This window comes from Agromyces albus, assembly GCF_004134825.1.
Taxonomy (GTDB): domain Bacteria; phylum Actinomycetota; class Actinomycetes; order Actinomycetales; family Microbacteriaceae; genus Agromyces; species Agromyces albus.
The window spans coordinates 1-25,794 of sequence record NZ_SDPN01000042.1; the positions used below are offsets into that span (position 1 = coordinate 1).

The 25,794-nt window shown below is 69.4% G+C and carries 26 protein-coding genes, 1 tRNA gene and 1 pseudogene; 11 read left to right on the forward strand and 17 right to left on the reverse strand.

All coding sequences use genetic code 11. From position 1 onward, the window contains the following. Positions 1-973: PucR family transcriptional regulator ligand-binding domain-containing protein (locus ESP51_RS16725; protein ID WP_241843225.1), on the reverse strand; the 973-nt coding region annotated here is incomplete at its 3' end. 156 nt (positions 974-1,129) lie between these two features. Here ESP51_RS16725 and ESP51_RS16730 point away from each other — a divergent pair. The 3 genes from ESP51_RS16730 (at position 1,130) to ESP51_RS21200 (ending at position 5,789) form a co-directional block, all read left to right on the forward strand. Beyond that, entirely contained in the window at positions 1,130-2,614 is a 1,485-nt protein-coding gene (locus ESP51_RS16730) for a CoA-acylating methylmalonate-semialdehyde dehydrogenase (protein WP_129522035.1), read from the forward strand. Between the two features lie 133 nt (positions 2,615-2,747). Then, on the forward strand, positions 2,748-4,157 hold the full coding sequence (locus ESP51_RS16735; RefSeq protein ID WP_129522036.1) for an aspartate aminotransferase family protein: 1,410 nt from the start codon (positions 2,748-2,750) through the stop codon (positions 4,155-4,157). A 132-nt stretch (positions 4,158-4,289) separates the two neighbouring features. Further along, a complete protein-coding gene (locus ESP51_RS21200) occupies positions 4,290-5,789 on the forward strand; it encodes a flavin monoamine oxidase family protein (RefSeq protein ID WP_164990572.1) in 1,500 nt (499 codons plus the stop codon). Between the two features lie 31 nt (positions 5,790-5,820). Here the strand turns inward: ESP51_RS21200 and ESP51_RS21120 are convergent. The 5 genes and pseudogenes from ESP51_RS21120 to ESP51_RS16765 all read right to left on the reverse strand — a co-directional run. Then, positions 5,821-6,432 (reverse strand): annotated as a pseudogene (locus ESP51_RS21120) (Pr6Pr family membrane protein); the annotation flags it as partial. 83 nt (positions 6,433-6,515) lie between these two features. Then, a complete protein-coding gene (locus ESP51_RS16750; protein WP_129522039.1) occupies positions 6,516-7,643 on the reverse strand; it encodes an NAD(P)/FAD-dependent oxidoreductase in 1,128 nt (375 codons plus the stop codon). A 40-nt stretch (positions 7,644-7,683) separates the two neighbouring features. After that, positions 7,684-8,505 (reverse strand): amino acid ABC transporter ATP-binding protein, encoded by an 822-nt coding sequence (locus tag ESP51_RS16755; protein WP_129522040.1) that lies wholly within the window; start codon positions 8,503-8,505, stop codon positions 7,684-7,686. Beyond that, on the reverse strand, positions 8,492-9,157 hold the full coding sequence (locus ESP51_RS16760; RefSeq protein WP_129522041.1) for an amino acid ABC transporter permease: 666 nt from the start codon (positions 9,155-9,157) through the stop codon (positions 8,492-8,494). Before ESP51_RS16760 ends, ESP51_RS16755 begins: the two co-directional genes overlap by 14 nt. A gap of 33 nt (positions 9,158-9,190) precedes the next feature. Beyond that, a complete protein-coding gene (locus ESP51_RS16765) occupies positions 9,191-10,000 on the reverse strand; it encodes an amino acid ABC transporter substrate-binding protein (protein WP_129522042.1) in 810 nt (269 codons plus the stop codon). A 234-nt stretch (positions 10,001-10,234) separates the two neighbouring features. On the opposite strand from ESP51_RS16765, the gene ESP51_RS16770 reads away from it, so the two are divergent. Next, positions 10,235-10,570, forward strand: a complete 336-nt coding sequence (locus ESP51_RS16770; protein ID WP_129522043.1) for a hypothetical protein — start codon at positions 10,235-10,237, stop codon at positions 10,568-10,570. A gap of 40 nt (positions 10,571-10,610) precedes the next feature. Here the strand turns inward: ESP51_RS16770 and ESP51_RS16775 are convergent, their stop codons facing one another. After that, a complete protein-coding gene (locus ESP51_RS16775; RefSeq protein WP_129522044.1) occupies positions 10,611-11,798 on the reverse strand; it encodes an acyl-CoA dehydrogenase family protein in 1,188 nt (395 codons plus the stop codon). 14 nt (positions 11,799-11,812) lie between these two features. After that, the gene (locus tag ESP51_RS16780) at positions 11,813-12,952 is read right to left on the reverse strand and encodes a CaiB/BaiF CoA transferase family protein (RefSeq protein ID WP_206737340.1); all 1,140 of its coding nucleotides are present in this window, start codon (positions 12,950-12,952) and stop codon (positions 11,813-11,815) included. A 201-nt stretch (positions 12,953-13,153) separates the two neighbouring features. Between ESP51_RS16780 and ESP51_RS16785 the strand changes: the two genes are divergently transcribed. Further along, complete coding sequence (locus tag ESP51_RS16785; RefSeq protein WP_129522045.1) at positions 13,154-14,521, forward strand: NAD-dependent succinate-semialdehyde dehydrogenase; 1,368 nt, start codon at positions 13,154-13,156, stop codon at positions 14,519-14,521. A 76-nt stretch (positions 14,522-14,597) separates the two neighbouring features. Here the strand turns inward: ESP51_RS16785 and ESP51_RS16790 are convergent, their stop codons facing one another. After that, complete coding sequence (locus ESP51_RS16790; protein ID WP_129522046.1) at positions 14,598-15,653, reverse strand: hypothetical protein; 1,056 nt, start codon at positions 15,651-15,653, stop codon at positions 14,598-14,600. Between the two features lie 197 nt (positions 15,654-15,850). Here ESP51_RS16790 and ESP51_RS16795 point away from each other — a divergent pair, with 197 nt between their 5' ends. Next, on the forward strand, positions 15,851-16,207 hold the full coding sequence (locus ESP51_RS16795; RefSeq protein ID WP_129522047.1) for an SPW repeat domain-containing protein: 357 nt from the start codon (positions 15,851-15,853) through the stop codon (positions 16,205-16,207). 68 nt (positions 16,208-16,275) lie between these two features. Beyond that, the gene (locus ESP51_RS16800) at positions 16,276-16,857 is read left to right on the forward strand and encodes a TetR/AcrR family transcriptional regulator (protein WP_206737341.1); all 582 of its coding nucleotides are present in this window, start codon (positions 16,276-16,278) and stop codon (positions 16,855-16,857) included. A gap of 118 nt (positions 16,858-16,975) precedes the next feature. On the opposite strand, the gene ESP51_RS16805 is transcribed toward ESP51_RS16800, so the two are convergent. After that, positions 16,976-17,332, reverse strand: a complete 357-nt coding sequence (locus ESP51_RS16805) for an iron chaperone (RefSeq protein ID WP_129522049.1) — start codon at positions 17,330-17,332, stop codon at positions 16,976-16,978. A gap of 88 nt (positions 17,333-17,420) precedes the next feature. On the opposite strand from ESP51_RS16805, the gene ESP51_RS16810 reads away from it, so the two are divergent. Next, positions 17,421-17,705, forward strand: a complete 285-nt coding sequence (locus ESP51_RS16810) for an acylphosphatase (protein ID WP_129522050.1) — start codon at positions 17,421-17,423, stop codon at positions 17,703-17,705. Positions 17,706-17,802: 97 nt separating this feature from the next. Here the strand turns inward: ESP51_RS16810 and rplA are convergent, their stop codons facing one another. The 5 genes from rplA to ESP51_RS16835 form a co-directional block, all read right to left on the reverse strand. Continuing rightward, positions 17,803-18,492 (reverse strand): 50S ribosomal protein L1, encoded by a 690-nt coding sequence (gene rplA / locus ESP51_RS16815; protein ID WP_129522051.1) that lies wholly within the window; start codon positions 18,490-18,492, stop codon positions 17,803-17,805. Between the two features lie 149 nt (positions 18,493-18,641). After that, entirely contained in the window at positions 18,642-19,070 is a 429-nt protein-coding gene (gene rplK, locus ESP51_RS16820) for a 50S ribosomal protein L11 (protein WP_129522052.1), read from the reverse strand. A 160-nt stretch (positions 19,071-19,230) separates the two neighbouring features. Beyond that, the gene (nusG, locus tag ESP51_RS16825; protein ID WP_129522053.1) at positions 19,231-20,157 is read right to left on the reverse strand and encodes a transcription termination/antitermination protein NusG; all 927 of its coding nucleotides are present in this window, start codon (positions 20,155-20,157) and stop codon (positions 19,231-19,233) included. A 63-nt stretch (positions 20,158-20,220) separates the two neighbouring features. Beyond that, positions 20,221-20,496, reverse strand: a complete 276-nt coding sequence (secE, locus tag ESP51_RS16830) for a preprotein translocase subunit SecE (protein WP_129522054.1) — start codon at positions 20,494-20,496, stop codon at positions 20,221-20,223. 40 nt (positions 20,497-20,536) lie between these two features. Further along, positions 20,537-20,609 (reverse strand) — tRNA-Trp (locus tag ESP51_RS16835). Between the two features lie 220 nt (positions 20,610-20,829). Between ESP51_RS16835 and ESP51_RS16840 the strand changes: the two genes are divergently transcribed. Then, a complete protein-coding gene (locus ESP51_RS16840) occupies positions 20,830-22,347 on the forward strand; it encodes a deoxyguanosinetriphosphate triphosphohydrolase family protein (RefSeq protein WP_129522055.1) in 1,518 nt (505 codons plus the stop codon). 27 nt (positions 22,348-22,374) lie between these two features. Continuing rightward, positions 22,375-23,631, forward strand: coding sequence for a pyridoxal phosphate-dependent aminotransferase (locus ESP51_RS16845; protein ID WP_129522056.1), 1,257 nt, complete (start codon positions 22,375-22,377; stop codon positions 23,629-23,631). 83 nt (positions 23,632-23,714) lie between these two features. Here ESP51_RS16845 and ESP51_RS16850 read toward each other — a convergent pair whose 3' ends face one another. Together ESP51_RS16850 and ESP51_RS16855 are read right to left on the reverse strand one after the other, a co-directional pair. After that, complete coding sequence (locus tag ESP51_RS16850; RefSeq protein ID WP_129522057.1) at positions 23,715-23,912, reverse strand: CsbD family protein; 198 nt, start codon at positions 23,910-23,912, stop codon at positions 23,715-23,717. Between the two features lie 97 nt (positions 23,913-24,009). Continuing rightward, positions 24,010-24,945, reverse strand: coding sequence for a LysR family transcriptional regulator ArgP (locus ESP51_RS16855; RefSeq protein WP_129522058.1), 936 nt, complete (start codon positions 24,943-24,945; stop codon positions 24,010-24,012). A 30-nt stretch (positions 24,946-24,975) separates the two neighbouring features. On the opposite strand from ESP51_RS16855, the gene ESP51_RS16860 reads away from it, so the two are divergent. Then, the gene (locus tag ESP51_RS16860) at positions 24,976-25,755 is read left to right on the forward strand and encodes a LysE/ArgO family amino acid transporter (RefSeq protein WP_241843226.1); all 780 of its coding nucleotides are present in this window, start codon (positions 24,976-24,978) and stop codon (positions 25,753-25,755) included. The last annotated feature ends 39 nt before the right edge of the window (positions 25,756-25,794 follow it).

Sequence of the window (25,794 nt, forward strand, 5' to 3'; positions counted from 1 at the left end):
CGAGCCGCGCGGCCGCGCCCGGCAGGCCCGCGAACCGGCCCGAGAGCAACGCCTCGACGAGACGCTGCCGGCCGATGCGCACCCACTCGTCGGCGTCGCCGTCGGCGAGACGGCCGAGCGCGAGGGCGATCGCGCCCTGTTCGAGCACGCTCGTGCGGCCGGCGGGGTGCGCCGGCCCCGGCAGCGCGATGAGATGACCCCAGCGGATGCCGCGGGCCTCGACCGGCACGATGAGCAACTCGTCGGCCGGCGCCGGCAGTCCTCGGCGGCGCCGCTCTTCGTCGTGCCGATGCGCGAGCCGGGACCGCGCCTCCCAGTTGGTGAAGAGCTCCTCCTCGGCGGGTGACGGGGCGTCGGCGGCGACCACCTCGTGCGCGAGATTCTCGAGCACGACCGCGGTGCCCAGGGTCTGCGCGAGCTGCTGCACGATGAAATCGGCGGGCGAGCCGCGCAGGCTGAGTGCGGTGAACCGGGCCCGCACCTCGTCGCGCGCGCGGAGCGCGGTCGTCTGCTCGGAGATGATGCGGCTGTGCACCGCCTCGGTGAGGGCGACGAACTTCACCTCGCGGTGCAGCGCGATGAGGGCTAGTCCGTGGGCGCGAGCGGCGGCCTCGACGACCGCCGGCACGTAGCGGTAGTGCACGCCGAGCTCGAGCACGAGGCCCGACAGCCCGGCCTCGACGAGCCCGGCGATGAACGCCTCGAGCTCGGCGGGCTCGGTCGGCCAGCCCGAACCGGTCGAGAGCAGCAACTCGCCGCCATCGAGGAGGCGGGCGACCCCGGCGCTGTCGGAGACGTGAACCCAGCGCACATGGGCATCGAGCGCGTCGTCGCCACCCGAGACCACCTCGGGAACCCCGTTCGCCACCGCATCGAGCGCGATGATCTCGCGCACCGTGGGCAGGGCGTCGTCGACCACGAGCGCGGTCGGACGATCCGTATGGATCACGTCATCTTCGCGACGTTCTGGCATCGGCTCGACCCTTCCGCCCATGGAACACTGGGAGCACCAGCCTAGTCGAGCGGTCGGGCATTCTGTCCGGAGCCGATACACGGCGGTGAGACATCCGTCACCCACGCCGCTCTTCACGCCTCACGCAAGCCCCACACACGCCACCGAAGGAGCTCCATGAGCCTCATCCACCACTTCATCAACGGCCAGGAGTCGGCCGACGCCGAGCGCACCGGGCCCGTCTTCAACCCGGCCACCGGGCAGCAGCAGCACGACGTGGCGTTCGCCTCGGTCGCCGAGGTCGAAGCCGCCATCGCGGCGGCGAAGGCGGCGCTGCCGGGCTGGCGCGCGACGGGCCTCATCAGGCGCGCCGACGTCTTCTTCCGCCTGCGCCAGTTGCTGAAGGAGCGCACCCCCGAGCTCGCCGCAATCCTCACGAGCGAGCACGGCAAGGTGCTCTCGGATGCCGCGGGCGAGATCTCGCGCGGCATCGAGAACGTCGAGTTCGCCGCGGGACTCGTGCACCTCCTGAAGGGCGAGCACTCCGAGCAGGTCGCTCGCGGAGTCGACGTGCACTCGGTGAAGCAGCCGGTGGGCGTCGTCGGCGCGATCACGCCGTTCAACTTCCCGGTCATGGTGCCGCTCTGGATGGTGACCTCCGCGATCGCGTGCGGCAACACCGTCGTGCTGAAGCCGTCGGAGAAGGACCCGAGCGCCTCGCTCTTCCTCGCGAAGCTCTTCCAGGAGGCCGGACTCCCCGACGGCGTGCTCAACGTCGTGCACGGCGACAAGGTCGCGGTCGACACGATCCTCGACTCCCCCGACGTTCGCGCCGTGAGCTTCGTCGGCTCGACGCCCATCGCGAAGTCGATCTACGAGCGGGCTGCTGGCAACGGCAAGCGAGTGCAGGCGCTCGGCGGGGCGAAGAACCACATGGTCGTGATGCCCGACGCCGACCTCGAGGGCGCAGCGGATGCCGCGGTGTCGGCCGCGTACGGCTCGGCCGGCGAGCGGTGCATGGCCGTGTCGGTGCTCGTCGCGGTGGGCGACGTCGCCGACGACCTCGTCGAAGCGGTGCGCTCGCGCATGGGCGCGCTGCGTATCGGCGACGGCACGGATGCCGCGAGCGAGATGGGTCCGCTCATCACGCGCGAGCACCGCGACAAGGTCGCCTCCTACGTGACGGGCGCCGCAGCAGAGGGCGCCACGGTTGTCGTCGACGGCACGACGCAGGAGTTCGACGGCGACGGATTCTTCGTGGGCGTCAGCCTCGTCGACCACGTGAAGCCCGGCATGAAGGTGTACGACGACGAGATCTTCGGCCCGGTGCTCTCGGTCGTGCGCGTCGAGACCTACGAAGACGCGGTCGAGCTCATCAACGCGAACCGCTTCGCGAACGGCGTCGCGATCTTCACGCGCGACGGCGGCACCGCCCGTCGGTTCGAGTTCGACATCGAGGTCGGCATGGTCGGCGTGAACGTGCCGATCCCCGTGCCGATCGGCGCCTACTCGTTCGGCGGCTGGAAGAGCTCGCTCTTCGGCGACTCGCACATCTACGGCCCCGAGTCGGTGCACTTCTACACCCGCTCGAAGGTCGTCACCTCGCGCTGGCCCGAGCCGAGCGAGTCGCAGATCAACCTCGGGTTCCCGAGCAACCACTGACCTTTCCCGGCGGTCGAGTAGCGCCGCGCGCAGCGCGACGCGTATGGAGACCTTCTCGAAGGTGGTTTCGATACGCGTCCGGCTTCGCCGGGCGCTACTCAACCACCGGACTGCAACCGAAAGGACCTCGAACATGACCGACACCCTCATCGCCGCGGCGACGTTCGTCGACCGGCACGGCTCGCGGCATCCGCTGCCTGACGCCTCGGCCGAGGCGCAGGTGCGCGCCGACGACCGCGCGCACGTGTTCCACTCGTGGAGCGCGCAAGCCCTCATCGACCCGCTGCCGATCGCCGCGGGCGAGGGCTCGACGTTCTGGGACTACGAGGGCAACGCCTTCCTCGACTTCTCGAGCCAGCTCGTGAACCTCAACCTCGGACACCAGCACCCCGACCTCGTCGCGGCGATCCAGCAGCAGGCGGGCCGGCTCGCGACGATCCAGCCGTCGATGGCGAACGACGTGCGGGGTGAACTGGCCCGCCGCATCGCCGAGGTCGCGCCGGGCGACCTCGACAGGGTGTTCTTCACGAACGGCGGCGCCGACGCCAACGAGTACGCCGTACGGATGGCGCGCGCCGTGACGGGCCGCCGCAAGGTGCTGTCGATGTACCGCAGCTACCACGGCGGCACCGCCACGGCGATCTCGCTCACGGGCGACCCGCGCCGCTGGCCGAACGAGCCGTCGGACGGCAGCGTCGCGCACTTCCTCGGGCCGTATCCGTATCGCTCCTCGTTCCACGCCTCGAGTGAGGCCGAGGAGACCGAGCGGGCCCTCGCCCACCTCGAGCAGGTCATCACCCTCGAGGGCGCCGGCACGATCGCGGCGATCATCCTCGAGACGATCGTGGGCACGAACGGCGTGCTCGTGCCGCCGCCGGGCTACCTCGCGGGCGTGCGCGAGCTCTGCGACCGGTTCGGCATCGTCTACATCGCCGACGAGGTCATGGTCGGCTTCGGCCGGGTCGGCGAGTGGTTCGCGGTGAACGCCTTCGGCGTCGTGCCCGACCTCATCACCTTCGCCAAGGGCGTGAACTCGGGCTACGTGCCGCTCGGCGGCGTGGTCATCTCGCAGCGAATCGCGTCGCACTTCGACACGGTGGCTTTCGCCGGCGGCCTCACCTATTCGGGGCATCCGCTCGCGTGCGCCGCGGGAGTCGCGACGTTCGAGGTGTTCGAGCGTGACGGCATCCTCGACCGCGTTCGAGACCTCGGGTCGCGAGTCGTCGAGCCCCGCTTGCGCGAGATCGCAGCGGCGCATCCGTCGGTCGGCGAGGTGCGCGGACGCGGGCTGTTCTGGGCGATCGAGCTCGTGCGCGACCGTGCGACCCGCGAGCCGTTCGTGCCGTTCAATGCGTCGGGAACGGATGCCGCGCCGATGGCCGCGGTCGCCGCGGCGTGCAAGCAGGCCGGGCTGTGGCCGTTCGTGCACTTCAACCGCCTGCACGTCGCGCCGCCGCTCATCATCGCTGAAGACGAGCTCGTGCGGGGCCTCGACATCATCGACGACGCGCTCGGCATCGCCGACGGATACGTCGCCGGCTGAGGCGCCCCGGTGGTCGAGTAACGCCGCCGCAGGCGACGCGTATCGAGACCACCCAGTGCCTGCAAGGTGGTTTCGATACGGCTGCTTCGCTGCCTACTCAACCACCGGGGCCGCGTCGGCTAGCCTGAATCCATGGACTCACGGGCGACGCCCGGCGGCATGCCCCGGCGAACTTTCCTCGCCGCCTCCCTCTCGGGCATCGCGACCGTCGTCCTCGCCAGCTGCACGGGGCCGCAGCCGACGCCGACGCCTTCGCCCACCGCCACGCCCACGCCGACCCCGACGCCCTCGCCCACGCCGACGAACGGCGTGCCGCTGCCCACGGCCATGCATCGCTCGCGCTGGGGCGCCGATCCCTTCGCCCGCGGCGCCTTCAGCTTCGACGCGGCCGGCGTCGACCCGCGCTTGCGGGCCACGCTCTCCCAGCCCGTCGCGTCTCGGGTCTTCTTCGCCGGCGAGGCCTGCGACACGGATGCCCCGGGCACCGTGCGCGGGGCCAGAAGCTCCGGGCTGCGCGCCGCCGCCGACCTCGCGCGCCTCGCCGAACCCGGCGAGCGCGTGGTCGTCGTGGGCGCGGGCATCGCGGGGCTCACGGCGGCTCGCGAGCTCATCGACGCGGGCTTCGAGGTCGTCGTGCTCGAGGCGCGAGATCGCGTTGGCGGCCGCGTGCGCTCCGTCGACGACGACGCCTTCGACCGTTCGGTCGAGCTCGGCGCCGCCTTCGTGGGCGATCACGCGCAGCTCCTCGAGGGCCTGGCCGAGGCATCCGTCGACACCCGCCTGTTCCAGCCGAGGATCGAGGCGCGCACCGCAAGCGGCGTGCCGGTCGCGATCCCCTCCACCGGACCCGACGCGATCGCCCGGGCGCACTCGTGGGCGGGGACCCAGCCGGGCCATGTCTCGCTCGCCGCCGCGCTCGTGGGCTCTGGCGCGGTGCCGCTGCCCGTGACCTCCGACGCCGCCGGTGTGAGCCCGGCCGACTGGCTCGCGCACACCATCGTGACCGGGGTGGAGCCGTCGACCGGCGCGACGTCGAGCCGAGTGTCGGCCCGCAGCCTCGACCCGTCGCGGCTCGACGACCCCGTGCGCATCGTCACGGGCCGGTTCGCCGACTACGTCGATGCGCTCGCGAGCACGGTTGACGTCGCCGTGCAGAGCGCCGTCACACGCATCGCCTACAGCGACGAGCGCGTCAGCCTGCGCCTCGACTCTGGCGAGTCGCTCACCGCCGACCGTGCAATCGTCACCGTGCCGCTCGGCGTGCTGAAGACCGACACCCTGCAGTTCAGCCCGGCACTGCCGCTGTTGCACCAGCGCGCGATCTCGCTGCTCGGCATGGGCCTCGTCGACACCGTCTGGCTGCGCTTCGATTCGGCGTTCTGGCGGTCGGAACCCGACGTCGGGTCGGTGCCGCCGATCGAGCTGCTCACCGTGGTCGGTGAGCCCGTCGCCGTCTCGGCGTGGGTCGACGCCGGCGCCGAGTCGGGCGAACCGATCCTGTTCGGCCTCATCGCGGCGACGCAGGCGACTCGGCTCGAGGAGCTCGAAGACGACGAGTTTCGTGAGGCGATCCTCGCCGACCTCGTGCCCTACGCCACAGTCTCCGATGGAGCGCCACGAACCCAGCAGTGAGCCCCACGAAGATGAGGAGCACGAAGGCGCAGTAGAGCGCGACGCCGACCGCACCGTCGACTTGCGCCTCGTCGAGGAAGAAATACGGGTACCACCCCACGTCCGCGCCGCGGATGAGTGTGTAGACGAGCCAGAGCGTCGGGTACACGAGCACCCAGCCCACCGTCGTCCACGGCACTCGCGGGTTCACGGCGATAACGCCGTCGACGATCCACGCCACGATCGCGAGGGCGGGCACGATGAAGTGCAGGAGGGTGTCCGACCACGGCACGTCGACTCGGTAGTCACGCGACGACGCCTGCATGACGATGAGCCCGAAGACGATGCCCGAGACCAGCAGGTACACCGTCACCATCGTGCGCAGCACCCCGAGCCACGCGGGATCCCGCGGCGTGAACAGCGCGAACGCCGCCCCGATGGCAAGCGTCACGACCGCGATCATCGCCGACTGGATGGTGAAATAGCTGAAGAAGTTGGCGGTCGCGAAGAACCGGAAGCCCAGCACGTACTGGAAGTTGCCGATGAGCGCCACGATCTCGAGCGCCGCGACGAGGAGCCGGAACACGCCGAGCGCCTGCCTCGCCTGCCTGGCACCCATCGCCCGCGCTCCCGGAGCGTCGACTCCGGGGATGCGAGCGGGCATGCCTCCACGGTACGCCCTGCGCCTCTGCCGCACCTCGGAAGCGCAGCGGGGCGTCAGACCATGGCAGGGCGAAGGGACGCGCGTCAGGTTCCGAACCAGCGAGCGCGCCGTGCCGCGCCGAACTCCGCCTTCTCAGCGACGTATGCCGCTGAGGGGCCGAGGAGCGGCGCGGTCGGGCCACCTTCGGCGTGGAAGTCGACGTCGACGCGGCCGACCTCGCCATCGCCGAACTCCACGTAACAGAGCCCGGTGCCTCCCGGCGCCAGCTCACCGGCGCCGCGGATGCTGCGCGCGATGCCGTCTGCGACGACGTGCGCGGCGCTCTCGGCGAAGGTGCCGGCCTTCGGGATGCCGGTCTCGGCGCAGTCGCCGATGGCGTACACCCCCGGGTACCGGGTCTGCATCGTGCGCGGGTCAACCGCGACCCAGCCGTTCTCCGTGAGGCCGGCCTCGACGAGCACGTCGGGAGCCTTGTGCACCGGAACACCGACGAACAGGTCGTAGGGCTCGTCGTGGTCCTTGAAGTGCGCGAGCTTCGCGCCGGGGTCGATCCCGTAGACCCGGTGACGCTTCGTGTACGCGATCCCGCGCTCGGCCATCGCCTGTTCGAGGGCGGCCGAGGTCGACGGTGACACCGGAATCGGCGCTGGCTGCGGGCTGACCACGTGGAGGTCGGTGGCGTCCCGGATGCCGCGACTGACGAGTCGGTCGTGCAGCAGCAGGATCGCCTCGTACGGCGCCGGCGGGCACTTGAACGGAATGGAGAGGACGGCGAGCATCACCCTGCCCCCGCGGAACGCCTCCAGCTCATCGCGCAGCCGCTCGGCGCCGGCGACGGTGTAGTACTCGAAGCCCCCGTCGGCGAAGCCCGGGGTCGCGTCGATGTCGTAGTCGGCACCGAGCGCCACGACGATCACGTCGGGGTCGTACACGGTCGCGTCGGTGACGACACGACGCGCCGCGGGGTCGATCGCGAGCACCCGTTCCCGACGGAACTCCACGCCCGCCCTCCGGATCGAGCCGTAGGGAATACGCACCTGTTCCCGCGTCTGGTGCCCGAAGAGGATCTCGAGCTTGGAGAATCCGAACACGAAGGCGTCGCTGTGGTCGATGAGGGTGACGTCGCCGTCGCCGGCGAGGCGCTCCGAGAGGAGGCTCGCCAACTCCAGCCCGCCGAAACCGGCTCCGAGGATCATGACGTTCGTCGTCATGCACCCATGATGTGCCCCGGTCGGGCGCGCGTCTACCCGCTCAGTCGAGCGGCCGCAGAATGCGGTCGAGGAAGCGCCGGGTGCGCTCGTGCTTCGGCTTCGTGAAGATCTGCTCGGGCGCGCCGCGTTCGACCACCACGCCGCCGTCCATGAAGAGCACCTCATCGGCGGCCTGCCGCGCGAAGCTCAGCTCGTGGGTGACGACCACCATCGTCCAGCCCTCGTCGGCGAGCTCCTTGATGACCGAGAGCACCTCGCCGACCAGCTCGGGGTCGAGGGAGCTCGTCGGCTCGTCGAACAACAGCAGGTCGGGCTTCAGCGCGAGGGCGCGCACGATGCCGACGCGCTGCTGCTGTCCACCCGACAGCTCGAACGGGTACGCGTCGCGCTTCTCGGCGAGTCCCACGCGATCGAGCAGGGCGGATGCCTCGGCGATCGCCCGCGCCTTCGGCACGCGTTGCACGCGCACCGGACCCTCGATCACGTTCTCGATGACCGTCATGTGCGGGAACAGGTTGTGCTGCTGGAAGACCATCGCCGACCGGTCGCGCAGCGCGAAGCGCTGGGCCTTCGAGATCGGGCGTGCGAAGTCGAGCGCAGGCCCGCCCGCGAAATCGATGGTTCCGGCATCCGGAGTCTCGAGCCCGTTCAGCGAGCGCAGCACCGTCGTCTTGCCCGAACCGCTCGGCCCTATGAGCACGACGACCTCGCCGCGCCGCACCTCGAGGTCGATCGAGCTCAGCACCTCATTGTCGCCGAACGACTTGCGGATGCCTCGTGCCGCGAGCAGCACGCTGTCGTCGGGTCGCGCGACGGGCGCGAGCGGGTCGCCGCCATTGGGCGATCGGTCACGTTGCGACATAGCGGTCCAACTTCTTCTCGAGCATGCCCTGTCCGCCCGCGAGCACAATGCAGATGACCCAGTAGATGAGCGCGGCCTCGAGGTAGACCAGCATGAACTTGGTGCTGAACGAGGCGATCTCCTCCGCCACCCGGAACAGCTCGGTCACGAGGATGAGCGAGGCGAGCGACGAGTCCTTCACGAGTGAGATGAAGGTGTTCGAGAGCGGCGGCACCGAGACCCTCGCCGCCTGCGGCAGGATCAGGCGGCGAAGGGTCGTGCCGTGGGACATCCCGATCGTGTACCCGGCCTCCCACTGCCCCTTCGGCACGGAGAGGATCGCGGCGCGGATGACCTCGGCGGCATATCCGCCGACGTTCAGCGAGAACGCGATAATCGCGCTCGGCCACGGGTCGATCACGAGCCCGATCGAGGGCATCCCGTAGAAGATCACGAACAGCTGCACGAGCAGCGGCGTGCCGCGGATCACCGAGATGTAGAACCGTGCGATGCCAGAGAGCAGCCGGTTCTTCGAGAGCCGCAGCAGCGCCACGCCGAGCGCGAGCACGAGGCCGATCGCGAACGAGGCGAGGGAAAGCAGCACCGTGCCGCTCACCGCGCCCCACACGAGCGGCCCGAAGGACAAGAAGAGCAGCTCCCAATCCGAGCTCATCGCCTCACTCCCATCGGGGTCATGTGTGCGACGTTACTGCGAGACGTCGGCGCCGAAGTACTTCTCCCCGAGCTCGGCGAGCACGCCCTCCTCGCGGAGTTCTGCGAGCGCCTCGTCGATCGCGGCGACGAGGTCGGCCTTGTCCTTCGTGAATGCGAAGGCGCTGAGCGACGGGTCATCCGTCTCGGCGGCGATCTCGAGGCCGCGCTCGCCGTTCGTCTGCACGTCGTCGAGATAGGTGAGCTTATCGTTGATGGTCGCGTCGACGCGTCCTTGCTCGAGCAGCGTCACGGCCTGCGCCCAGCCCTCGACGGCCTCGACGTTCGCGCCGTTCTCCTGGGCCAGGGTGTACCAGTTGCTCGTGAGCGACTGCGCGGTGGTCTTGCCGGCGAGGTCGGCGAAGCTCGAGATCGACGTGTCGCCCTCCTTCACGACGATGACGCCGGGCGACACCGTGTACGGCTCGCTGAAGAGGTACTGCTCCTCGCGCTCGGGGTTGATCGACACCTGGTTCGCGATCACGTCGAAGCGGCCGGCGTCGAGGCCGGCGAAGATCGCATCCCACTGGGTCTCCTGGAACTCGACCTCGAGACCGAGCTTCTCGGCCACAGCCTCGGCGACCTCGACGTCGTAGCCGACGAGGTCTCCGCTGCCGTCTTCGTGGAAGCTGAACGGGCGGTACGTGCCCTCGGTCGCGACCGTGAGCGTGCCCTCAGTCGCGAGGCCGTACTCGTTTCCGCCGGCCGGCTCGGTCGACTCGGGCGCGGCGCTCGAGCAGGCGGCGAGGGCGATGACGGCGGCGGATGCGGCGGCGAGGCCGAGCAGGGTGCGGGCGCGAGGCATGGGTGGTGCTCCATTCGTACGATGGGGGAAGTGAGCTGGGGGCGCTCGGTCGGCGCCCCGATGCAACGAGTCCATCACGCGGCGGCCTCAGGGTGAAACCCGATGACCCTGCGTTGCATTCCCCTCATGCGTGCCGAAGCGAGTCGTTCCGCCTGATGCAGGTCATCGCTATGCTGGCGACTGCGCAGGAGCCCCCTCCCGTGTCGCGGTCCCCCGCCATCCCGAAGGACTCACATGATCACGCTGTCCTGGCTCTTCGTCATCGCCGTCGCCGCCGGCATCTTCGCCCTGATCGACGGCATCACCCGCGCCCGCGGCCGCGGCTCATCGCTGCTCTCGATCCTCGAGATCATCGCCGCGGTGCTCTTCCTGTTGTCGCTGTTCTTCCCGGGCATCCCGTTCGGCTCGCTCGTGCTCGCGATCATCACGACCGTGCTGCTCGTGATCCAGCTCGTGCTGCGCGGCGGTCGCCGTCGCGGCGGCCTCGCGGTCACCGTCATCGCGCTCGTGCTGTTCATCCTGTGGATCGTGCTGTCGCAGCGCTGGATCGTGATTCCCGGCGTGAGCTGAGCCGTCGCGCGTTCGCGGGCGGCCGCTGCGCGAAGCCACCTCAGAACGCGCTGAGGCCGGTGAGCTCGCGGCCGAGGATCAGCTGGTGGATCTCGTCGGTGCCCTCGTACGTGCGCACCGATTCGAGGTTCGCCGCGTGCCGCATGACCGGCCACGCGTTCGTGATGCCGTCGCCGGCGAGGATGCTCCGGGCCTCGTGCGCGATCGTGAGGGCCTCACGCACGCTGTTGAGCTTGCCGACGCTGATCTGGGCGGGCGTGAGCGCGCCGCGCTCCTTCAGCCGGCCGAGGTGCAGCGCGAGGAGGATGCCCTTCTCGACCTCGACGAACATGTCGGCGAGCTTCGCCTGGATGAGCTGGTTCGCGCCGATCGGCTTGCCGAAGACCTCACGGCTCGTCGCTCGCGACAGCGCGGCCTCGAGACACGAGCGGGCGGCGCCCATCGCGCCCCACACGATGCCGTAGCGGGCTTCGTTCAGGCAGCTGAACGGCCCCGAGAGTCCAGATGCCCCGGGCAGCAGCGCCTCATCGCTCACGCGCACACCGTCGAGGGCGATGTCGCACTGCACCGAGGCGCGCATGGAGAGCTTGCCGTCGATCGGCGTCGCAATGAATCCCGGGGTCGACGTGGGCACGAGGAACCCGCGCACCGCACCGCCGCCCGCGTCGGTCTCGTCGACCTTCGCCCACACCACGGCGACATCCGCCTCGCTCGCGAGCCCGATCCATCGCTTCGCGCCGTCGATCACCCAGCTGTCGCCGTCACGGCGCGCGGTCGTCGTCATGCCAGCGGGGTCGCTGCCGCCGTGCGGTTCGGTGAGGGCGAAGCATCCGACGAGCTCACCGGCGGCCATGCCGGGCAGCCACCGCTGCTTCTGCGCCTCCGAGCCGTACTTGTGGATCGCGCTCATCGCGAGCGACCCCTGCACCGACACGAACGTGCGCCAGCCGCTGTCGGCGGCCTCGAGCTCGAGGCACACGAGGCCGTACGACACCGCGCCCGCGCCGGCGCATCCGTAGCCCGTCAGGTGCATGCCCAGCAGTCCGAGCCCGCCGAGCTCGCGCACGAACTCACGGCGGAAGTGCGCTGCCTCGAAGTCGCCTTCGATGACGGGCAGGATGCGCTCCTGCGCGAAGCGCCGCGCGCGCAGCTGCCACTCGCGCTCATCGTCGCCGATGAGGGCGTTCAGGTCGAACACGGCGTCGATCCGCGGGGCGATCGTGGTCATCGGGGTCCTTTCGGTCAGCTGGGCAGCCAGTCGGCGCCGGCGTGCTCGTCGAGCGCGGGCGGTGGAGTGCGGTATTGGGCGGCCGCGGCGGCGAGGCCGATCGGATTCGCGACGGTGCGACTCGTTCCGCCGCCGGCATCGGCGATCTCCGCGACCGATTCGAGTCCGAGCGCTTCGGCGTAGGCGAGCGCCTCGCCCACGTCGTTCACGAGACCGGCCGGCACGCCCACCGCCGTGAGGGCGGCCACCCAGTGCGCAGCGGATGCCGCGGCGAGCCGCGTCTCGATGCGCGCACGCAGCTCGTCGCGATGCTCCACGCGAGCCGCGTTGCTCGCGAAGCGCTCATCGGTTGCCAGCGTGCCGCCGCCGAGCACGCCCGCGAGCGCCGCGAACTGCTTGTCGTTGCCCACCGCGATCACGAGATCGCGGTCGGCGGCCCGGTAGAGCGCGTACGGCGCGATGCTCGGGTGCTGGTTGCCGAGCCGAGTCGGGGCGACGCCCGTGGCGAGCGTGCCCGCGGCCTGGTTCGTGAGCGCCGAGAGCAGGCTCTGCAGCAGGTTCACCTCGACGAGCTGGCCGAGCCCCGTACGGTCGCGTTCGCGGAGTGCCAGCAGGATGCCGGCGAGCGCGTTCTGCCCCGCGATCACGTCGACGAGCGCGACGCCGGCCTTCGCGGGGTCGCCGTCGGGGTCGCCCGTGATGCTCATGAGCCCGCCGACGGCCTGCACGAGCAGGTCGTAGCCGGCGAGCGCCGCGCCCTCCCCCGTGCCGAATCCGGTGATCGAGCAGTACACGACGCCGGGGTTCGCAGCGCGCACAGCGGCGTAGGCGAGCCCGAAGCGCTCCATCACGCCCGGGCGGAAGTTCTCGACGACCACGTCGGCGGATGCCGCGAGCCGGCGCGCCTCGGCGAGCCCTGCGGCATCCGCGAGGTCGAGCACGACCGACCGCTTGTTGCGGTTCACGCTGCCGAAGTACGTGGACCGGCCGCGCGCATCGACGGGCGGGCGCCAGTGCCGGGTGTCGTCACCCGACGGCGACTCGATCTTCACGACGTCGGCGCCGAAGTCGGCGAGCATCATGGTGGCGTAGGGCCCCGCGAGCACGCGCGAGAAGTCGGCGACGCGGATGCCGCTCAGGATGCCCCGACCCATTCGGCCCTCCTCGGCTCGCCCCACACGCCACGATACTCAGCCGCACGGATGCCTCCGATGTACACGCCGTCCATCGGATGCCGCGGATCCGCCGTCATGTCGATTCCTGCGCGCTGCACCGCGGCATAGGCTTGCACACAGGTGTGCACCGCCGTCGCCGACCGGTTGGCGAGCCCCGTGCACCAGCGACAGAGGAGCCCCATGAGCAATTACGCCGTGGTCAATCCGGCAACCGGAGAGACGGTCACGACCTATCCCACGATCACCGATGCCGAGCTCGACGCGGCCATCGCCTCGGCCGACGAGACGCAACGCACCTGGTCGCGCACGACCACCGTCGAGGAGCGCGCCGCGCTCATCCGCCGCGTCGGCGAACTCCACGTGGAGCGCCGCCAGGAGCTCGCCGAGATCATCGTTCGCGAGATGGGCAAGCCCATCGAGCAGGCCCTCGGCGAGGCCGACTTCGCCGGCGACATCTACACGTACTACGCCGACCACGCAGCCGACTTCCTGAAGGACGAGACCGTCGACCTGCTCGCCGGCGACGGCTCGGCGATCATCCGGCGCAGCGCGCTGGGCGTGCTCCTCGGCATCATGCCGTGGAACTTCCCGTACTACCAGGTCGCCCGGTTCGCCGGACCGAACCTCATCATCGGCAACACCATCCTGCTCAAGCACGCCGAGCAGTGCCCCGAGTCGGCCGCGGCGATCGAGCAGATCATGCGTGACGCGGGCTTCCCGGCCGGCGCCTACGTCAACATCTACGCGTCGCACGACCAGATCGAGACTGTCATCGCCGACCCGCGCGTGCAGGGCGTCTCGCTCACCGGCTCCGAGCGCGCAGGCGCCGCGGTCGCCGAGATCGCCGGTCGGCACCTGAAGAAGGTCGTGCTCGAGCTCGGCGGCTCCGACCCGTTCATCCTGCTGTCCACCGACGACCTCGACGAGACCGTGCAGAACGCCGTCGACGCGCGCCTCGACAACAACGGCCAGTCCTGCAACGCGGCCAAGCGCTTCATCGTCGCCGACGAGCTCTACGAGCCGTTCCTCGAGAAGTTCACGGCGAAGCTCGCCGAGGTCGAGACGGGCGACCCGACCTCGACCGAGACGGCGCTCGGGCCGCTCTCGTCGCTCAAGGCGGCCGAGAACCTCGACGAGCAGGTCAAGCGCGCGGTCGAGCACGGCGCCACGCTCGTGCACGGCGGCACGCGTGAGGGCGCGTTCTTCCAGACGACGGTGCTGACGGATGTCACTCCCGAGAACCCTGCTTCGAAGGAGGAGTTCTTCGGGCCGGTCGCCCAGGTGTACAGCGCGAAGGACGAGGCCGACGCCGTGCGCCTCGCGAACGACATCCCGTTCGGCCTCGGCTCCTACGTCTACACGACCGACCAGGACCAGGCGCTGCGGGTCGCCGACGGGATCGAGGCCGGCATGGTGTTCGTGAACGTCGTGCTCGCCGACGGTGCCGAGCTGCCCTTCGGCGGTGTCAAGCGCTCGGGCACCGGTCGCGAGATGGGTCGCCTGGGCGCCGACGAGTTCGTCAACAAGAAGCTGATCCGCATCGGCTGACGCACCACTGAACGATCGCAGAAGACCGACGCGCCCCGCGGCTCAGCCGCGGGGCGCGTCGTCGTGCTGGAGGTGCTCAGGACTCGGTGTAGGGCACGCGCTCCCAGCTCAGCACGCCCTCGCCGGGCCCGGAGTTCGGCTGCACGGCGACTCGCAGCCACTCGTTGGACGTTGCCGCGCCTTCCACCGTCACTCGGCGAAGGTTCTCCACGCTGTCCTGCCCGTAGATCTCGAGCCAAGGCGAGCCGGTCGCCAAGGGCGAGTCATCGTTGTAGATGTGGCTGTCCCCGTTGAACAGGTAGACCTCGCCGCCGAACTCCCGGGAACCCTTGGCGAGCGCGTCGACGATCGGCCGGAAGCCGCTCACGAGCTCCGGATTCTCAGCGGCCCCGATCCCAAGCAGGTACGGGTCGAACATGTCGGCTTGGGTCATCACGACGACCGCCCGTGCATTGGTCGCCTTCGCGTCGGCGAAGGTGCGCTCCAGTTGCTCCACGTCGGCCGCGGTTCGGGATGCGACCTCCTCCAGCTGGGCGACGGTGGGCTCGGTCAGGCCGAGGCCCGACCAGGGCATCAGCGAGTTGTTCGAGCCCTGCACGTTCAGCACGGAGAAGGCCACGCGCTGCACGCCGAACGTCACGTTCTCCGGCAGGTCCGAATCAGGCACGGCGACCGGCATGTTCGCCCCGAGGGTCTTGCCAGGGTTCGAGAAGAACAGGGAACGCAGCGCGTCGAGGCGTTCCAGCGGATCGTAGGAACCGTTGTTGACCCGGTGGCAGTCGACCCACTCGTTGTCGCCGGGGGTGTAGACCAGCGGGGCCTCGAAGCGATCGAACTGGGCCTTGATCGCGGCGAAGTACTCGTCGGTGCACTGGGCCGATCCCGCCTTGATGTCACCCAGGTGCGAGACGAAGCGGAGCTCCTCCTGCTCGTTCAGCTCGGACACCATCGCGGGGAACCGGGCGACCTGATCGGAGCCGTAGGGCACGTCCCCGATCACGGCGAAGCTGAACGACTCGTCGTGCGGAGCATCCGACGATCCGGGGGTGGCCTGGGCGGGCAGGGTGGTCGACACGATGAGGGCCAGCGCGGCGGCGACCCCCAGGAGTGGCACGGTTCTGGACAGCGACATGGAAGCTCCATTACGGGTGATGGGTGGGGTGACCGCCACGGTAGGCACGGCAGACGAAGGCGCTGCGAAGCGCGAGTGGCGTCCCGGTGAACAAACCCCGCTCAGGTCACTCGAGGCATCTTGACCGGCCGGTCAGTCAGTTCTACCGTTGTAGTAACCCCCGAATGGGAGCCACCACTCGAAGGAGGCTGGTTGCTATGAAGAAGTGGACCCGATGGGAAGACTGGGTAGCCGTCGTCGCCGGTCTTGCCGTGGCTCTGTCGACGTTGATCGTCGCCCCGATGGGCGCATCCGTCGCGATGATGGTGACGCTCGGCGTGCTGCTTGTCATCTCGGGCGTCGTGAACCTCGCTATGCCGGGGCTCGTCGCGATGGAGTACGTGCAGGGCGTCCTCGGTCTGCTGCTCATCGTCTCGCCGTGGATCGGCGGATACGCAGACATGAACGCCGGTGCTGCATGGGTGTCGTGGATCGGCGGTGCGGTCGTCGTCATCGTCGCCGCGCTCGCAATCCGGCCCAGCATGCGCGCCCACCACGACGCCATCACGCACTGACCGCTGACCACTGACCGCACGCGGGGACGGCAGCCGACTGCCGTCCCCGCCTGACCTTGGAGTCGATCGTGAAGGAGACTCCTGAGGCTCGCGTGCGAATACTCGATGCGGCCGAGCGGCTCTTCGCCGAACGCGGCTTCGATGCCACACCCACGTCGAGCATCGCGAAGCAGGCGGCGGTGCCCAAAGGACTGCTGTTCTACTACTTCCCGACGAAATCCGATCTGCTCTGCACGCTCGTGGGCGAGCGTCTCGACCTCGGGCCCATTGACGCGACGGTGCTCATCGAGCCGGGCGATCCTGTGCGCGCGCTCCTGAATCTCGAGCGGAAGCTCTCCGAGATCCAGGCGGACTCGCCCGTGCTGCGGGTCATCATCTGGCGCGAGCAACGCACCCACCCCGAGGTGAGGGCGAAGCTCCGCGAGCACCGCGTGCAGGTGCAGGCCGTCGTCGAGCGCGTGCTGCGCGGGAGCGTGCTCAGGCCGATCGCCGCGGGCACGCTCCGCACCGCCGCCGTGGCGTGGGTGGCCATCCTGACCCTGCGTCCGCCGGCCGATCATGCGGGCATCGCCACCGACGACGCGGCACCCGATCTCCGGGCGCTCGCCGAGTTGATCTGCGCCGGGATGGGCGCCACCGGGCTGGCCTGATCCTCGGTGCTGCTTCAAACACGGGCCGGCAGCACAGCTTCGGGGCCGTACGACTCCTGAAAACAAGGACACCGCCCGCGTCAAATGGGTGTCCTTGTTTTCAGGAGTTTCCGCTGTCTCAGCGCTGCTTTGCGGCGTCGATCTCGTCGCGCCGCAACTCGACGATGAGATCGACGAGGGCATCGGGCAATGGGTGCTCCGCCGTGAACCGGATCGTGCCCTTCGACCACGAGTAGCCTTCGAGCTCACCTTCCACGGCCGACACGACGGTCGGACTGAACGGATAGAGGCCGATATGGTCCTTCGCCGACATCACGCTGAGCAGCGGCGAATCGCGGTAGCGCAGGGCCGGCATGCCGTAGCTCATGCCCTCGGTCGCGTCGGGCACGAGTTCGACGGCTCGCGCCCTGATCCGCTCGACGAGCTCGCGTTCGGCGCCTTCGAGCCTCGCGATGTAGTCCTGCATCTCCCCCATGGCGTCATCGTACGCTCGGCGCCCACTCCCGGCATCCGGCAGCATCGAGGCCTCGAAGCCGCCCCGCGATCGCGTTACGCTCGAGAGCATGATCCGCCGCAGCATCGTCGTGCACGGCAACGTGCAGGGCGTGGGATTCCGCTACTCGGCACGGCGCGAAGCCGAGCGACTCGGCGTGGCGGGGTGGGTCCGCAATCGCCCCGACGGCGCGGTCGAGGCCGAGATCGAGGGCGACGAGGCATCCGTCACCGAGCTCATCGACTGGTTCACGGCCGGCCCGGCCGGCGCGATCGTCAGCGGCACGGATGTCGCCGAGCGCGAGCCGCTCGGCGAGCACGCGTTCCGCATCATCGGCTGGCCCGTCGCGGGCTGACCGGAACGACGAAGGGCCCGCCGGCGAACCGGCGAGCCCTTCGGTGCGTGGTCTCGATCTGCGTCGCGCTTCGCGCGGCGCTACTCGACCACCGGAATCAGATGGCGTTGACGTCGAGCGGGATGCCCGGGCCGAACGTGGTCGACACGGCGCCCTTCTGGATGTAACGGCCCTTGGAGCTCGACGGCTTGAGACGCACGACCTCTTCGAGGGCGGTGTTCAGGTTGTCGTTGAGCTGCTCCTCGGTGAACGAGGCCTTGCCCACGACGAAGTGCACGTTGGAGTGCTTGTCGACGCGGAACTCGATCTTTCCGCCCTTGATGTCGGAGACGGCCTTCGCGACGTCGGGCGTCACGGTGCCGGTCTTCGGGTTGGGCATGAGGCCACGAGGGCCGAGCACCTTGCCGAGTCGGCCGACCTGGCCCATGAGCTCGGGGGTCGAGACCGCCGAGTCGAACGAGGTGTAGCCGCCGGCGACCTTCTCGATGAGCTCGGCGCCGCCGACCTCGTCGGCGCCCGCCGCGATCGCAGCCTCGGCCGCGGGGCCGGTCGCGAACACGATGACGCGGGCGGTCTTGCCGGTGCCGTGCGGGAGGATGACGGTGCCGCGCACCATCTGGTCTGCCTTGCGCGGGTCGACGCCGAGCTTCAGCGCGACCTCGACGGTCGAGTCGAACTTCGCCGAACCGGTCTGCTTCACGAGCGTGACGGCCTCGTTCGGGGCGTAGAACTTGCCCGCCTCGAGCTTCTCGGCCGCGGCCCGGTAGGCCTTGGACTTCTGTGCCATGTTGTTTCTCCTTGAGAGAGTGTGGTCATCTGCGCCTGGCTGGCGCTGCCACGGATTACTGAGTTCTGGTGAACGGATGCCGCGTGGCATCCGACTGGTGGCTTCGATACGCGTCGGGCTTCGCCCGGCGCCACTGGGCCACTGGAGGCCTATTCGACCGTGATGCCCATCGAACGAGCGGTGCCCGCGATGATCTTCGACGCTGCGTCGAGGTCGTTCGCGTTGAGGTCGACCATCTTCGCCTCGGCGATCTCGCGCACCTGGGCCTGGGTGAGCTGGCCCACCTTGTTGGTGTGCGGGACACCCGAGCCCTTGGCGACGCCGGCAGCCTTCTTGATGAGCTCCGCAGCGGGCGGGGTCTTCAGGATGAACGTGAACGAGCGGTCGTCGTAGACGGTGATCTCAACGGGGATGACGTTGCCGCGCTGGGCTTCGGTCGCCGCGTTGTAGGCCTTGCAGAACTCCATGATGTTCACGCCGTGCTGACCCAGGGCCGGGCCGATGGGCGGGGCCGGGTTCGCGGCGCCGGCCTTGATCTGAAGCTTGATCAGACCGGTTGCCTTCTTCTTCGGTGCCATTGTTTCCTTCTTTCTGTTCGAACGCCCCGGTTGCCGGGGCACTCTCCCGCAGGCCCGGCGGTTCCGGGATGCGGTGATCTTCTGTGCTGAATCAACAGTGCCTGACGCAGCACAACCCTCCGATGATACCGGAGGGTGGCTGCGCGCTGTCTGGAAAGGGTTAGAGCTTGGTGACCTGGTCGAAGCTCAGCTCGACCGGGGTCTCGCGCTCGAAGAGCGAGACGAGCACGATGAGCTTGCCGCTCTCGGGCTTGATCTCGCTGATCGTGCCGGGCAGGCCCGCGAACGAGCCGTCCTTGATCGTGATGGTCTCGCCGATCTCGAAGTCGACCTCGGCGGGGATCGCGCGGGTAGCACCGGCGCCGCCGGTGGCCTTCGCGCCCTTGACGGGAGCGACCTCCTTGATCTCGACGAGGCTCTTCAGCATGCCGAAGGCCTCTTCGAAGCGGAGGGGGGTCGGGTTGTGCGCGTTGCCGACGAAGCCGGTGACGCCGGGAGTGTGGCGGATGACCGACCAGCTCTCCTCGTTGAGGTCCATGCGCACGAGCACGTAGCCGGGAATGCGCACGCGGGTGACCATCTTGCGCTGGCCGTTCTTGATCTCGACGACATCTTCCATGGGCACTTCGACCTGGTAGATGTAGTCGGCCATGGCCATCGACTCGCGTCGCTGCTCGATGTTCGCCTTCACGCGGCGCTCGAAGCCGGCGTAGGAGTGGATGACGTACCACTTGCCCGGGAGGAACCGGAGCTCGGCGCGGAACTCCGCGTAGGGGTCGACCGCTTCCTCGTCTTCCTCGATGACGGCCGCTTCGGCCGCTACGGCCTCGTCGACGGAGTCGATCTCGAGGGCGTCGTCGATGACGGCGTCGGCCTCGGGATCGGTCGATTCGGCCATCGCGTCGAGCACGGCGTCGAGGTCGATGTCGTTGCCCTCGTCGTCGACGATGTGGACGGCGCGGTGCTCTGCAGCCTCGACCGACTCCTCGTCGTGCTCGAGCGTGTTGCCCTCTTGGGCCTCGTCGTCTTCGGCCGACTGCTCAGCAGCCGTGGCCCAGTCGACGTCGTCGCGCTCAGTCTTTGCCACTTCTCTCAATCCTTTTCTTCCGTCCGCCTGCGGCGCATCGGATCCTTCGAGCCGAGCGGCCGATCAGGCTCCCGACGTTCCGAAGACGTACAGCACCAGCCATCCGAACAGCTGGTCGAGCCCCCAGACGATCGCCATCATGATGATGACGAACACCAGCACCACTGCGGTGAAGCTGAGGAGCTCCTTGCGGGTGGGGGTGACGACCTTCTTCAGTTCGGCGATGACCTGTCGAATGAACAGGGCCAACCTGGAGAAGGGGTTCCGACGCGCTGCGCGATCGCGCTTCGCGTTGGCAACGACGTCCTCACTGGGTTCGTCGATTACTTTCCGGGCCACCTCGTACACCTTTCGTGGGCCGGCGTTCGCTGCCGGCTCGCAGGGCGGACAGGACTCGAACCTGCAACCTGCGGTTTTGGAGACCGCTGCTCTACCAATTGAGCCACCGCCCTATGGAACCACCGTTTGACCGAGGGTTACCACCGGTGTCTGGACAGCGCAAGCTTCACGACGATATCTAGGGAATCCATGCCGAAAATAGGCGCAGAAAAGCTTGGCTGACTTCAACAACCTCAGCAAGTGTATGCGACCTCGAAGGCAGAGTAAAGCTGAGTGGATGCCGCCACGCGGGCTCCCGGCATCCGTGTGTCGCAGCGGGCATAGATTGGGCATATGCCCATGGACCGCGCCTCACGCCAGGTGCCAGAGCCGCGCAGCAGCGCCGAGGTCACGGGCGAACACTCGCAGTTCCGGCTCGACCTCGAGCGCATCAGGTTCTCGCCGTATTTCTCGCGGCTGTCGGCCGTCACCCAGGTGATCGCACAACCGGGCGCGGGCCCGCTCATCCACAACCGGCTCACCCATTCCATCAAGGTCACCGCGGTCGCACGGGCGATCGCCGTGAAGCTGACGGATGCCGCGTCGCCGACCCGTGCGTTCGCGCTCGAACACAGCTGCGACGCCGTGGTGGTGCAGGCCGCGGCGAGCGCCCACGACCTCGGGCATCCGCCGTTCGGCCATCTCGGCGAGCGCGTGCTCGACCGACTCGCGCGCGAAAGCCTCGGGCTCGCCGACGGGTTCGAGGGCAACGCGCAGACCTACCGGATCGTCACGGCGCTCGACGTCAGCGAGGCCGCACCTCGCGGGCTCAACCTCACCGCGGCGGTGCGCACGGCGGTCGCGAAGTACCCGTGGACTCGCTACGTCGACGACGCAGCCGTGGGCGACGGCCCCCTGCCGCGCGGACTGCGTCGCACGGAGAACGGCGTCGAGGTGCTGAAGTTCTCGGCCTACGGCATCGACGCCGGCGACCTGCGTCAGGCGCGTCGCGGTCACCCGCCGACGCAGCAGTCGATCGAGTGCTCGATCATGGACATCGCCGACGACATCGCGTACTCGATCCACGACGTCGATGACTTCTACCGCGCCGGCCTGCTCAGCGAGGGCGCCGTCGCACGCGAGTTCCGGGGCTGGCTCAGGTCGGGCGCGCAGTTGCGCGACCTCGACGACGAGGCGCTCGCAGCGCGCAGTTCCCCGCCCGGCAGCGCCCTCGAGGGGCTCCGGCGAAAGCTCCGCCGCAGCGATCCGTGGATCAGCGACGACGACGCATTCGCCGACGCGGTCGGGGTCGTCGCCGAAGACCTCGTCGATGGCCTCCTCGCGATCTCCTTCGACGGCTCCATCGCGTCGGAGCGTGCACTCTCGTCGTTCACGAACCGCTGGATCAGCCACCTGCAGTCCTCGGTCGTGCCGGCGCCGCAGGATGAGGTCCGCACCGGGCTCGTCACCCTCGACCGGCCAGCGTGGCACGAGGTGGAGATCCTGAAGTTCGTGCACCGGCACTTCATCCTCGACCGCTCCGACATCGTCCTGTACCAGCGCGGACTCAGCCGCGTGCTCACTCGCGCCGTGAAGGGCCTCACCGCGTGGGTGCACGACGAGCACGACCGCGACCGCGTGCCGCAACGCCTGAAGGAGCTCGTCGAGATCGCGACCGCGGGCTATGCGCAACTCCGTGAGGAGCGCCCCGACGGCATCCCCCTCCCCCAGGCCGCCGAGCTGCAGTCGCTGGGCGTGGGTCGCGGCGTGATCGACTACGTCGCCTCCCTCTCCGACGACCAGGCGCTCGCGGTCTCCGAGGCCATCGACGGGCGCCCCGACCGGCTCTGGGACATCGGACAGAACCTCTGAGCGGGCGGGCGGGAACCGACGAACTGGATGCCCCACGCGGCATCCGCTCGCCGTAGGCTGGTCGTCGTGACCGAACACGCGCGCCTCTCCGCCCGAATCGCCGCCATCGCCGAGTCCGCGACCCTCAAGGTCGATGCGAAGGCGAAGGCCCTCCAGGCAGAGGGGCGGCCGGTCATCTCGTACGCGGCCGGCGAACCCGACTTCGCGACGCCCGAGTACATCGTCGAGGCGGCGCTCGCGGCCACGCGCGACCCCAAGAACTATCGATACACGCCAGCAGCCGGGCTGCCCGACCTGCGCGAGGCGGTCGCCGCGAAGACGCTGCGCGACTCCGGCCTCGAGGTCGGCGCGGGCCAGGTGGTCGTCACGAACGGCGGCAAGCAGGCCGTCTACCAGGCCTTCCAGGTGCTGCTCGACGACGGCGACGAAGTGCTCGTGCCGACGCCGTACTGGACCACCTACCCCGAGGCGATCAAGCTCGCAGGCGGCCGCCAGGTCGACGTGTTCGCGGGCGCCGACCAGGGCTACCTCGTCACCGTCGAGCAGCTCGAGGCCGCCCGCACCGAGCGCACGAAGGTGCTGCTCTTCGTCTCGCCGTCGAACCCGACGGGCGCCGTCTACGCGCCCGAGCAGGTGAAGGCGATCGGCGAGTGGGCGCTCGAGCACGGCATCTGGGTCGTCTCCGACGAGATCTACCAGAACCTGACCTACGCCGACGAGCCCGACGGGGCACCGCCGCGCGCGGTGTCGATCGTCGAGGCGGTGCCGGGCCTCGCCGACCAGACGATCCTCGTCAACGGCGTCGCGAAGACCTATGCGATGACCGGCTGGCGCCTCGGCTGGATGGTCGGCCCCGCCGACGTCATCAAGGGCGCAGCCAACCTGCAGTCGCACTTGTCGTCGAACGTGTCGAACATCTCGCAGCGCGCCGCGATCGCAGCGCTGACCGGGCCGCAAGATGCCGTCGAGGAGATGCGCCGCGCGTTCGACCGGCGTCGCCGCACGATCGTCGCCGAGCTCTCGAAGATCGACGGCGTCAGCGTGCCGGTTCCGCAGGGAGCGTTCTACGTCTACCCCGATGTGTCGGGGCTCCTTGGTCGCTCGTGGGGCGGCGCGACGCCCACCACCTCGCTCGAGCTCGCCGACCTCATGCTCGAGCAGGCGGATGTCGCGGCGGTGCCCGGTGAGGCGTTCGGGCCGAGCGGCTACCTTCGCTTCAGCTACGCGCTCGGCGACGCGCCGCTGCTCGAGGGCATCCAGCGCCTGCAGCGCCTCTTCGCCTGACGCCGGCGGCACCCGACACGGAACGGCCGCGACCGTCCCTTCGGGAGGTTGCGGCCGTTCGATGTCGGAGGTTCGGCCGACGGTTACTTCTTGAAGGCGTCCTTGACGTTCTTGGCAGCGTCTTTGACGTCTTCGCCGGCGTCCTTGATTTCAGCCTTCGACTGCTGGGCCTTGCCTTCGGCGATCTTCTGCTCGTCGTCGGTCATCTTGCCCATGGCTTCCTTAGCCTTGCCGCCGACCTTCTCAGCGGCGTTCTCCATGCGGTTGCCCGGGTCGCTCATGGCGTACTCCTTTCGGGACGCAGCAGTCTGCTGCACCATCAAGTGAACGCCGGGGAGCGCACGAGCGGGAGGGGCTTGCCCACTCGGTCGTGACTTGCTAAGGCTGCGGAGCGCCCTGCTTGCCGCCTCCACGCACCGACCGCACGGGAAGCAGGCTGCGCTGCGCCTCGTCGACGAGCTCGGCCGCGATCGCGTCGAGGAGCGGCGATCTCAGGTTCCACTGCTGCCAGTACAGGGCCACGTCGATCGGATCGCCACCGACGCGCACGAGGTCGCCGGCGGCGAGCTCCGCCTCGGACTGGAAGCCCGGCAGCATCCCCCAGCCGAGTCCGAGCTTCACCGCGGTGGCGAAGTCGTTCGACGCCGGCACGAAGTGGCGCGGCGGCGTCTCTGGGTCGACGCCCATCGCACGGAGGTGGTCGCGCTGCAGGTCGTCGCGGCGATCGAAGTCGACGAGCGGCGCTGTCGCGAGGGCTGGCGGTGTCGCACCATCGGGGAGCCACCTCGCCATGAAGGCGGGCGTCGCCACGGCCTCGTAGCGCATGACGCCGAGCGGGCGCACGAGGCATCCGGCCACCGGCACCGATTGCGAGGTGACCGCGCCCATGACGGCGCCCGACTCGAGCAGCCCCGCCGTGAAGTCCTGGTCGTCGCGATGCAGGTCGAAGACCACCGGATGCCGCGCCATCGCCCGCGCGAGCGCCGGGAGGAACCACGTGCCGAGCGAGTCCGCGTTCACGGCGAGCGCGATCGTGACGGGGCCTGTGGACTCGGCGGTGAGCCCGAAGTCCGCGAGCGTGTCGTGCTCGAGCAGGGCGAGCTGGCGAGCGAGCCGCACGACCGCGGCTCCCGCGTCGGTGGCACGCACCGGCTTGGCACGCACGACGAGCACTCGGCCGAGCTGCTGCTCGAGTGCCTTGATGCGCTGCGAGACCGCCGACGGGGTGAGTCGCAACCGGCGAGCGGCCGCGTCGAAGGTGCCCTCGTCGATGACGACGGCGAGGGTGCGAGCCAGGTCGAGCGGAATCTCCATCTGTAGCAATGCTAATGCCACTGAAGAATCATGAGCTGGATTGATTTGCGGATGCCGCCTAGCTTCGAGGTCGTGCATCTCTCCTCCGCCCTCGCCGGGCTCGGGCTCGGCCTCTCGCTCATCATCGCCATCGGCGCCCAGAACCTGTTCGTGCTGCGCCAGGGAATCCGCCGCGAGCACGTGTTCGCGGTCGCCGCGATCTGCGCACTGAGCGACCTCACGCTCGTCGTCGTGGGCGTCTCGGGCGTCGGCGCGGTGCTCACGGCGGTGCCGTGGCTCGTCGACGTGATCCGGTGGGCGGGTGCGGCCTTCCTCGTCGGGTACGGGGTGCTCGCCGCGCGGCGCGCCCTGCGTCCGAGCGGCGAGGCGCTCGTCGCCGAGGCGACGTCGGTCGACACAGCGGTCGAGCCGGTGACGGATGTCGCGAGCGAGTCGGACCGGGACAGCCGCCCGCTCGCGGCATCCGTGACCGTCGCGACCGCACCGCCCACCGTGGTCGCAACGTCGGCCGTGCCGCGCACGACGCTTCGGGCCGCGGTGCTCACGTGCCTCGCGCTCACGTGGCTGAACCCGCACGTGTACCTCGACACGGTGTTCCTGCTCGGGTCGGTCGCGAACACGCACGACGACGGTCGCTGGGCCTTCGCGGCCGGGGCCGGCTTCGCGAGCATCGTCTGGTTCTTCGGCCTCGCCTACGGTGCGCGACTGCTCGGCGGCGTGCTCGGCTCGCCGCGGGCGTGGCGAGTGCTCGACGGCCTGATCGCCGTGGTCATGGTCGCGCTCGGCGTGATGCTCGTGCTCCCGCACTGAGCGCGTCATTTTGCGACGGATCGGGCGCGCGAAGCGCTC

What these genes read in the sequence shown, in the direction of transcription:
- ESP51_RS16730 (WP_129522035.1), top strand. Translation starts at nt 1,130, where the DNA reads ATGAGCCTCATCCACCACTTCATCAACGGCCAGGAGTCGGCCGACGCC.
- ESP51_RS16810 (WP_129522050.1), top strand. Translation starts at nt 17,421, where the DNA reads ATGATCCGCCGCAGCATCGTCGTGCACGGCAACGTGCAGGGCGTGGGA.
- ESP51_RS16850 (WP_129522057.1), bottom strand. Translation starts at nt 23,912, where the DNA reads ATGAGCGACCCGGGCAACCGCATGGAGAACGCCGCTGAGAAGGTCGGC.
- ESP51_RS16855 (WP_129522058.1), bottom strand. Translation starts at nt 24,945, where the DNA reads ATGGAGATTCCGCTCGACCTGGCTCGCACCCTCGCCGTCGTCATCGAC.
- ESP51_RS16860 (WP_241843226.1), top strand. Translation starts at nt 24,976, where the DNA reads ATGAGCTGGATTGATTTGCGGATGCCGCCTAGCTTCGAGGTCGTGCAT.
- ESP51_RS16750 (WP_129522039.1), bottom strand. Translation starts at nt 7,643, where the DNA reads ATGACGACGAACGTCATGATCCTCGGAGCCGGTTTCGGCGGGCTGGAG.
- ESP51_RS16765 (WP_129522042.1), bottom strand. Translation starts at nt 10,000, where the DNA reads ATGCCTCGCGCCCGCACCCTGCTCGGCCTCGCCGCCGCATCCGCCGCC.
- ESP51_RS16760 (WP_129522041.1), bottom strand. Translation starts at nt 9,157, where the DNA reads ATGAGCTCGGATTGGGAGCTGCTCTTCTTGTCCTTCGGGCCGCTCGTG.
- rplK (WP_129522052.1), bottom strand. Translation starts at nt 19,070, where the DNA reads ATGGCACCGAAGAAGAAGGCAACCGGTCTGATCAAGCTTCAGATCAAG.
- ESP51_RS16780 (WP_206737340.1), bottom strand. Translation starts at nt 12,952, where the DNA reads ATGGGTCGGGGCATCCTGAGCGGCATCCGCGTCGCCGACTTCTCGCGC.
- ESP51_RS16790 (WP_129522046.1), bottom strand. Translation starts at nt 15,653, where the DNA reads ATGTCGCTGTCCAGAACCGTGCCACTCCTGGGGGTCGCCGCCGCGCTG.
- ESP51_RS16770 (WP_129522043.1), top strand. Translation starts at nt 10,235, where the DNA reads ATGATCACGCTGTCCTGGCTCTTCGTCATCGCCGTCGCCGCCGGCATC.
- ESP51_RS16785 (WP_129522045.1), top strand. Translation starts at nt 13,154, where the DNA reads ATGAGCAATTACGCCGTGGTCAATCCGGCAACCGGAGAGACGGTCACG.
- ESP51_RS16755 (WP_129522040.1), bottom strand. Translation starts at nt 8,505, where the DNA reads ATGTCGCAACGTGACCGATCGCCCAATGGCGGCGACCCGCTCGCGCCC.
- ESP51_RS16805 (WP_129522049.1), bottom strand. Translation starts at nt 17,332, where the DNA reads ATGGGGGAGATGCAGGACTACATCGCGAGGCTCGAAGGCGCCGAACGC.
- ESP51_RS16845 (WP_129522056.1), top strand. Translation starts at nt 22,375, where the DNA reads ATGCCCCACGCGGCATCCGCTCGCCGTAGGCTGGTCGTCGTGACCGAA.
- ESP51_RS21200 (WP_164990572.1), top strand. Translation starts at nt 4,290, where the DNA reads ATGGACTCACGGGCGACGCCCGGCGGCATGCCCCGGCGAACTTTCCTC.
- ESP51_RS16735 (WP_129522036.1), top strand. Translation starts at nt 2,748, where the DNA reads ATGACCGACACCCTCATCGCCGCGGCGACGTTCGTCGACCGGCACGGC.
- ESP51_RS16775 (WP_129522044.1), bottom strand. Translation starts at nt 11,798, where the DNA reads ATGACCACGATCGCCCCGCGGATCGACGCCGTGTTCGACCTGAACGCC.
- rplA (WP_129522051.1), bottom strand. Translation starts at nt 18,492, where the DNA reads ATGGCACAGAAGTCCAAGGCCTACCGGGCCGCGGCCGAGAAGCTCGAG.
- ESP51_RS16795 (WP_129522047.1), top strand. Translation starts at nt 15,851, where the DNA reads ATGAAGAAGTGGACCCGATGGGAAGACTGGGTAGCCGTCGTCGCCGGT.
- ESP51_RS16840 (WP_129522055.1), top strand. Translation starts at nt 20,830, where the DNA reads ATGCCCATGGACCGCGCCTCACGCCAGGTGCCAGAGCCGCGCAGCAGC.